The 8244-nt window shown below is 34.6% G+C and carries 7 protein-coding genes; 6 read left to right on the forward strand and 1 reads right to left on the reverse strand.

The window, feature by feature from the left end; genetic code table 11:
• On the forward strand, positions 1-360 hold a 360-nt coding region (locus PLK24_RS03685; RefSeq protein ID WP_324476418.1), incomplete at its 5' end, for a CpXC domain-containing protein.
• A gap of 249 nt (positions 361-609) precedes the next feature.
• Positions 610-1062 (forward strand): pyridoxamine 5'-phosphate oxidase family protein, encoded by a 453-nt coding sequence (locus PLK24_RS03690; RefSeq protein ID WP_324476419.1) that lies wholly within the window; start codon positions 610-612, stop codon positions 1060-1062.
• Between the two features lie 23 nt (positions 1063-1085).
• Here PLK24_RS03690 and PLK24_RS03695 read toward each other — a convergent pair whose 3' ends face one another.
• Positions 1086-2114 (reverse strand): CapA family protein, encoded by a 1029-nt coding sequence (locus PLK24_RS03695; RefSeq protein ID WP_324476420.1) that lies wholly within the window; start codon positions 2112-2114, stop codon positions 1086-1088.
• Between the two features lie 240 nt (positions 2115-2354).
• Between PLK24_RS03695 and PLK24_RS03700 the strand changes: the two genes are divergently transcribed.
• From PLK24_RS03700 to PLK24_RS03715, 4 genes are all read left to right on the forward strand, one after another.
• Positions 2355-2528 (forward strand): hypothetical protein, encoded by a 174-nt coding sequence (locus PLK24_RS03700; protein WP_324476421.1) that lies wholly within the window; start codon positions 2355-2357, stop codon positions 2526-2528.
• 354 nt (positions 2529-2882) lie between these two features.
• Positions 2883-4166: a metallophosphoesterase family protein gene (locus tag PLK24_RS03705; protein WP_324476422.1), complete on the forward strand. Its 1284-nt coding sequence runs from the start codon at positions 2883-2885 to the stop codon at positions 4164-4166.
• A gap of 27 nt (positions 4167-4193) precedes the next feature.
• Complete coding sequence (locus PLK24_RS03710) at positions 4194-7430, forward strand: AAA family ATPase (RefSeq protein ID WP_324476423.1); 3237 nt, start codon at positions 4194-4196, stop codon at positions 7428-7430.
• Positions 7431-7465: 35 nt separating this feature from the next.
• On the forward strand, positions 7466-7876 hold the full coding sequence (locus PLK24_RS03715) for an RNase H family protein (RefSeq protein WP_324476424.1): 411 nt from the start codon (positions 7466-7468) through the stop codon (positions 7874-7876).
• Positions 7877-8244: the final 368 nt, after the last annotated feature.

Here is an 8244-nt window from a genome sequence, read left to right on the forward strand (position 1 = left end):
ATTTGGAGATCAATTAATACTCAGGAAAACCCTGAATTGAAAAAAGAGCTTTTTGAGGGAAGAATTAACGTTTTTCACTGTCTTGAGTGTGACTTCGAAGGAAGCCTTCCGGTGGATTTACTTTACCATGATGTTGAAAATCAATTTTGCGTTCAGTTTTTCCCTTTTGAATGGATATTGGATGATAAATTTATTCAACGTTTTCGCTTCCAAGATGGAAATGTGGTTTTTGTCCCTCAAAAGGATATTTTAAGCCTTCCAGCTTACCTTCGGAATTTTCAAATTACTTTTAATATGAATGAAATGATTCGATACATCATTTTTTTGGAAAAAGTCCTGCAGATTGGTAAAAATTGGTGAAAATAAAAAAACCACAGATTCCAACAAACCTTCTAACTTTAATTTTTTCTTCGGGGAATTCGAGCTCTTCAACTCCCCGTAGGAACATCAGACTTGCGCCCTCAGTTCTTAAAGTTTTCCAATTTCTCGGAACCTGTGGTAATCATATTAAACATCAAATTTCATAAAAAGTCAAGATCAATTGGCATTCACCGTAGTAATATTGAGATTAAAAAAATAGCAAAAAATATTTAAAGGAGTGCGCATTTTATGGCTAAGAAATGGCTCACCCGAGAAGATTCAATCCAATACCTCAATGAAGCTTTTTATGGTCATTTAGCAACCACGAGCAATAATCAACCCTATCTGGTTCCAGTTAATTATGTTTATCATCAAAATCATCTCTATATCCACTCCGCACTTCAAGGACAAAAACTCGAAAATATCCGAAAGAATTCTCGGATTTGTTTCGAGGTCAGTCATCCCATCCAATTTCTACCCGGAAAAAAACCCTGCCAATTTGGAGTACATTACTGGAGTGTTTTGGTTTTTGGTCAGGCAAATATCCTTGACGACTTGAATTTGAAAAACGTAGCCCTAAACCTCTTCATCAAAAAATATAGCCGCGATGATTATTTAAACCCTATGGATCCAGATGATCTTCAGAACGTTGCTATAATTGATATACATATTGAAACTATCTCGGGTAAGGCAAATAATTAAAAAAGGAAGTGTTAATATGGGGGTTATTCTATTTCTTTAATATAATATTTATCGTCATTTTTCTGAAAAAATATTTTTCCCTGGTCTGAAACCAGATGGATTTTAGTAATAATTTTCCCAGCTTTCTCCTCAGAAGCTGATTTTGTCTGATAATTGATAATTTCAATCGGAATAATATTGGGAAATAGCAAACCTCCCTCTCCGAAATCACAACTAAAAATAATGCTTTCTTTTTCTTCTTCTCCATGCTGATCAAAAAGAAAATTTCCCAAGCTATATAAAATATACTTCCCCCGATATTTTTCAATTCCTTGAATAACATGGGGATGATGTCCAATAATCAAATCAACACCATTATCAATCAATCGATGAGCAGTTTCGATTTGATGGGGGTGGGGAAGGGCTTCATACTCCAATCCCCAGTGGAGAGAGACGATGATAAAGTCCACCTGATCGCGGATGTCTTGAAGGGCAGAAATAAATCCATCCAATCCAACTTGGCAGGGCCCTGAGGCCTTCGGATCAATTTTCTCGATTTGAAGCGGATAACCAAGGGATGCAAAGAAAGATAAAGTTAATCCATTTTTATGGATTATAACCGGTTTAAGGGCTTCTTCTTGATTCTCTCCAGCACCAAATGGATTTAATCTGGCATTTTTAAGGTTTTCAATGGTAGCAATTAAAGCAAGATTACCATAATCCATTATATGGTTGTTGGCTAAGGAAATTAGGTTTATGCCTGCTTTTTTAAGCACAGCAACATCTGAAGGGTCACCTCGAAATATATACTTTTTCTTTAATGCTTCACCCCGCTCAGAAAGAGGTCCTTCCAGGTTGCCTAGTACCAAATCCCGGTTTAATAAATAAAAGTCTATCTCTTTTAAAGGATAATCTTGCCCCTTTTTTCCAATAACCATTCTTATCCCGCGATCCAGAAGAATATCTCCAACTGCGGAAAATTTAATGAATTTTTCACTGGAAAAAGTCGGTAAAGATACTTGTAAGATTATTATGAAAATGAATAGAAAAATTGCAAATTTCCTGTTTACCATTTATTTCAATCCTGTAAATACAAATTTACCATAAACATCTTAACGCTGTCATCCCGAGGCTTCGTTTTTCGAAGCCTCGAGGATCTCATCTGACACCGAAGGCGTCATCCTGAGCCCTCGCTTTTCGAGGGCGTGAGGATCTCATCTTTTTAGGTTTTTTATTCTTTAAAAATACTTTAAAGGATAAGATTCTCACGTCGTCCGGCAGAAGACACCGGACTCCTCAGAATGACAAACTAGGTGGCAGAGATTGCCACGTCGTCCAACCAAAAATCGGTTGAGCTCCTCGCTATGACGGATTTAGATAGCTATTTTCATCCTCATTTGATACTGCTAAGCAGCATGAGGGTTTATCCTGAAAATCTATATGCGGGCATGATAAATCAAGCCCCTACCAAAGAATTAAAAACCTAGGGGCACAATGTATTATGCCCGTTCTTCATTTAATGTAGCGACTTGCCATGGCATATCGAATTCAGGCTTTCACCCTCATCCTCATCTTCTCCCATCAAGGGAAAGGGAATATGAATGAAAACAAAGAACTTCAAATTTCCCTTTTGTGGAAGAGGATTAAAATGATAGGGTAAATTTTTAAATCATCATCCATTTTTATAAAGCAACGCAAGCAATGGATATTTACTATTAAAAAATGAGTCATTTGACTTCATAACAATTCCAAAGTAAATTGATAATCGATAAGTGGAATGAATACTATCTATTTTGATATTTTACCATTATAGAAAGCTAAATTTGGAAAAGGGGCTGAAAATGGAAAGACAACCACTCTTTCGTTTTATTCATTGTTCCGATTTGCATTTAGACAGTCCGTTTGAAGGAATTCAGTCGGTTGAACCTTGGGTTGCCGATATTCTTCGTAAAGCTACCTTTGAAGCTTTCCAAAGGGTTGTTAATACTGCAATTCAAAAAAAGTGTGATTTTGTAATTATTTCGGGAGACATATATGACGGTGCCGATCGAAACCTATATGCCAAACTTCGATTTCGAGAATTATTGAAACAACTCAATGAAGCTCAAATAAAATGTTATTTAGTTCACGGAAACCATGATCCACTTTCGGGTTGGGAACCAGAAATTTCCTTGCCCCAAGGAATTTTCCGTTTCCCAGGAGATAAAGTCAGTTTAATCCCTTTTATAAAAAACCATCGAGAAACTGCCCATATTTATGGAATTAGCTTTCAAGAAAAAGCCAATATAAACAATTTAGCAAAATTGTATCAAAAGTCATCCAATGAAGTGTTCTCAATTGGTATTCTTCACTGTAACGTCGGAGGGATGTCCAACCATGATAACTATGCCCCTTGTTCAATTGAAGACCTGGTCAACACTGGACTTGATTATTGGGCTTTAGGACATATCCACACACCAATGGTTATTCGAAAACATCACCCGATTATTCTTTATCCCGGAAATACCCAGGGACGTAATATAAATGAAAAAGGCCCAAGAGGTTGTTATCTGGTTCAGGTTTATGAAAACCAAGATGTTGAATATGATTTTTATCCAACCGATGTTGTTCGTTGGTTTCAAAAAGGAATCGATATTACTAATATAAACCATCTAGATGATTTGTTAGCTCTATTGATTAAACAGCGCGAAGACACCCGCCGAAAAGCAGATGGTCACCACGCTATTCTCCGCTTAACTTTAAAAGGAATGGGAGAACTTGATCAGATTCTGCGACAAAAAATAGATCCTGAAAAGGATTTAGCTATCCATCTTCGTGAAGGAGAAAACGATAAAAATCCCTTTGTTTGGATAGAATCTATCCTGATTCAAACTCAACCACCCATTGATATCGAACAAAGGCTTTTGGTTGATGATTTTATTGGAGACTTCTTGCGAGTTATAGATAAAACTAAACAGGTGTCAAACCTTCAAGAAACTTTAAAATCAATACTTTCCAGCAGACCAGAATGGAGTATTATTCATCAGGAAATGGAAGCTATTTTAAATAACCATAATGGCCTCGAATTTCTTAAAGAAGCCGAATTATTTGGTTTGGAAGAATTACTGCGTAATGAAAAATACTAAATTTATGGAAAATATCGTGAAAATAAGATGAAAATTCGAAGCATATATTGTGACGGGTTTGGTATATTAAGTCAGCAAGGGATTGACAATATACCCAAGGGTTTAATTGTAATAATTGGGAATAATGAAAGTGGAAAAACCACTTTTATGGATTTTCTCCGAACCAGTCTTTTTGGCTTTTCTTCTCAACGAAATCAGCGGAAAGAATATTTACCTATAGGAAATAGTAGGCATGGTGGTCGTTTGATTGTTGTAATGAAAGGTGGCCGTGAGTTTTATATTGAATGGAATCATTCAAAATGGACAATAAAAGATAAATACGAGAATAATATTGATTACAGTATCTTTAGAAATTCACTGGGAAATATCGATCGTGAAACTTATAAACGCATTTTTGCAATTGGTTTAAAAGACTTACAAGGTCTTGAAATTTTGTCGGAAGAAAATATTAAAAGCCGTCTTTTTTCTGCAGGCGCTGGATTGGGGGCAACCTCTTTCCCTGTACTTATAAAAAAAATTGATCGGGAACTCGACAATCTCCTTACCAAAAAAGGACGAAACCCGGTTATCAACCAAACTTTACATAAACTGAATGAAATAAAATCCAAGATTAAATCCTTCCAAGAACAAACTTCTCAATATATTGAAATTCAAAAAAAATTGGAAATAATCGAAGAAAACATTAAAAGAAACCGCCAAAAAGAGATTACAATTCGAGATCGTTTGCAGTTCATTAATAAATTGGAACAAGTTCAAAATTTTTGGATTCGATTTAAAGAAGCTAAACAAAATGAAGAAAAATTTAAATTCGCTCAATTTTTTCCCGAACAAGGGATAAAACAATTAGAAAAGGTAAAAAATGAAATTGAAGGACTGGAATTAAATAAGAAAAACAAGAACCAAGCTATTGAAAATATTAAAAATGAAATAGAAAAATCGCTCGGTTTTGAAAAAATTATCCAACACCAGAATGAAATAGAGCTTTGTATTGGAGAAAAAGAAAAGTACTTCTCCTTCCTCGAAGAACATTCGAGATTAAAAAAACAAAACTTTCTTTTAAAAAACGACCTCTTACAAAAATTATCCGACCTTGGCCCCGAATGGACTCGCGATAAACTCAGAAAAACTCAAGTCACTCTTGAAATCAGAAAGTCTATTGAATACTATAAAAAATCTTTTTTAAAAATAAATGAAAAAATTCAATTCCTTCAAAATGAACTGAATACTAAAACTGAACTGGGAAAAAGTCTTGTACAACAAATTAATATAATTGATAAAAAGCTATCTCGATCGACCATTCCCCTTTTTTTAAACTCAGACGACCTTCAAATTAAAAAACAAGCCTTAAAAAAACTTCGCTACCTTTTCCAAGAACTGGATAAAAACCAATTTTTTACAGTTCAGTTGAAAAAAAAAGATGAGGAACAAAAAAACCATTATGAAGAGCAATTAAATAAATCTCAAGAGATATTAAAACCCTTTCCCCTTTGGCTAAAGTTAATCATTTCATTTTTACCATTTATTCTCAGTTATTTCATTTCTTCCTATACCAACCAACTGATCCCCAAAGAATGGCTATTTTTTTTGAGTTTTAGTGGTTCAGTAATGATTTTTATCATTTTCTATCAACATCATAGCCAGCAACTGAATTTGAGAAAACGATTATTTTCTGAATTAAACAAATTTGAAGATGAAATTGACCAATTGCATGAAGAAATCTATAAGTTACAAAAGCAATCCTTGCTCATTAATAGTCAAATTGATGAAATGAGTCAAAAATATTTTTCCAAGAAATTTCTCAGTATTTCTGATTTAGAAAGATTTGAAACTCAGTTTGAAAAAGAAATTGAGGACTTCTTACAGCATCAAGAGCTCAAAAAAGAACAGAATAATCTTATTTTGAAACAACGAGAAATCCAGCAAATGAAAAATGATTTGCAACAACACCTCAATGAAACCGAGAAAGAAAAAAAACTAATAAGAGAGAGTTGGTTAAGTTGGTTAGTTGATAACGGATTCCCAACAACAATTCTACCGGAAGATTTCCAAATAATCCTTCAATTCATTGAAAATGCCCAAGCACAGGAACGCCATCTTTGTAACGAGGAAGATCGCGAAAACCAACATTATAATTATTTGGGAAAAACCCAGTTTTCACTGTTAAGTCTCCTTCAATTATGTGGAGAAGCGCCTACCAACAACCAACTGGATATTTCTAGTTTTGATCGTCTTCATGCTTATTATACAGATGCCATAGAAAGAAAAAGGAAATATCTTTTGTTAAAAGATCAAATAGAGCAAAAAAAGCTGGAAGGGAAAATAATTGAAGAACAACTCCTATTAAAGAGGATGGAGCTTTCGGATCTTTTTAATCTGTTAAAGGTAAAGGATGAAGAAAATTTTCGCCTTGTTGCCGATGCTCATGAAAAATGGCTTGGGGCTCAAAAAGAAATGATTGAAGCCAATGAAAGTCTCCTACTCATAGCTGGAAATCCAGAAAAACTCAATACATTGATTAAAGAGTTACAAGCAACTGATATCTCTCAATTTCAAGAAGAAAAAAAATCTCTCGATCACGAGCTTAATGACCTGATTCAAAAGATAGGTCAAGATGAGCAGGAAAAAGGGGCTATGATTGAAAGAATGACTTATTTGGAAAACAACCAAATCCTGGGGGAACTTCTTTTTGAAGAGCGGCTTAATCGAGAAAAGTTATACAATTATTTAAAGCGTTGGGCAATTTTAGTTTTAGCTCGTTATTTTTTAAAACAAACCCAAAATAGCTATGAACAAAATCGACAACCTCGTGTTATCCAAGAAGCTCAACATTTTATTCAACAGATAACCAATCATCGGTACCATCTATTCAGCTCAGTTGATAACCAAACAATTTACTTAGAGGAACGAAACCACCAGAGGAAAAAAGAAAATGAATGGAGTAGTGGTTTGGCTGATCAAGTTTATTTATCTATCCGTTTCGGCCTGGCAATGGAATTTGGTCGGATGAATGAACCACTCCCTATTCTTTTAGATGATATTTTAGTGAATTATGATCCCTCCAGACAAGTTGCTACTGCAAAAATTATTCTTCAACTTTCTGAAGAAAACCAAATATTTCTTTTCTCTTGTCATCCTGAAACCATCAATATCGTTCAAAAAGCGAAGACTCTATATAATTTAGAGCATATACCGGTTACTTTTTACCAAATCAAAAATGGAATAATTACACCTACTTCAAACATATTCAAGGAAATAGAACGTTGATAAGTGAATAAATCGAAGAAGCGAGGAATTTTTCAATGACTGAATGGGAAGCATATGTCGATGGGTCTTATTACAACCATAAAGTTGGGTATGGGGCTATACTTATTCATAAAAATAAGATTAAAAATGAGTTGTTTGGCTCGGTACCTAAAGAATTTAGCCATTCCCGTCAAGTAGGAGGAGAACTTTTTGCTGTCATTCAAGTGGTTAAATGGTGTCAAAAAGAAGGTATACCAGAAATAACTATAAATTTTGATTATTGGGGCATTCAGAAATGGGTCACCGGAGAGTGGAAAACCAATATTAACTTAACCAAAAATTATGCTGTCTTTATCCGCAATTCTCCAATTCAAATTCATTGGCAGAAAGTAAAAAGTCACTCTGGTAACCGATTGAACCAGTATGCTGATGAATTAGCAAAAAAGGGAGCTAACATTAATGGTTGAGCGTCTTTGTGAGGATGAGGGTGACTATTTTCATCATCATCTCGTGCAGTAGCCCAACATAAATATCTATTCTTAAAATTATCAAAGAATAACCACCAACATCGAAAAACGAAAAGATTTAAAAATAAAAAAGGATAGACCATCATCGCTTACATAGTTGATACCACTACGAAGCAGATTGGTCCATCCTACATTTAGTCAATAATTCAAGTATTTTAATTAATTTAAAAGGCATCCATCCGATAAACACAGGTTGGAGTTGGGTATATAAAGTACATGGATTATAACTGACAAGGCCCACAGGTTGGAGTTGGAGTTGGACAAGTAGTGCATGGATTACAAGTATTGCATGGAGTTGGAGTTGGACA

It is taken from the genome of Atribacter sp. (assembly GCF_035418125.1).
Classification (GTDB): domain Bacteria; phylum Atribacterota; class Atribacteria; order Atribacterales; family Atribacteraceae; genus Atribacter; species Atribacter allofermentans.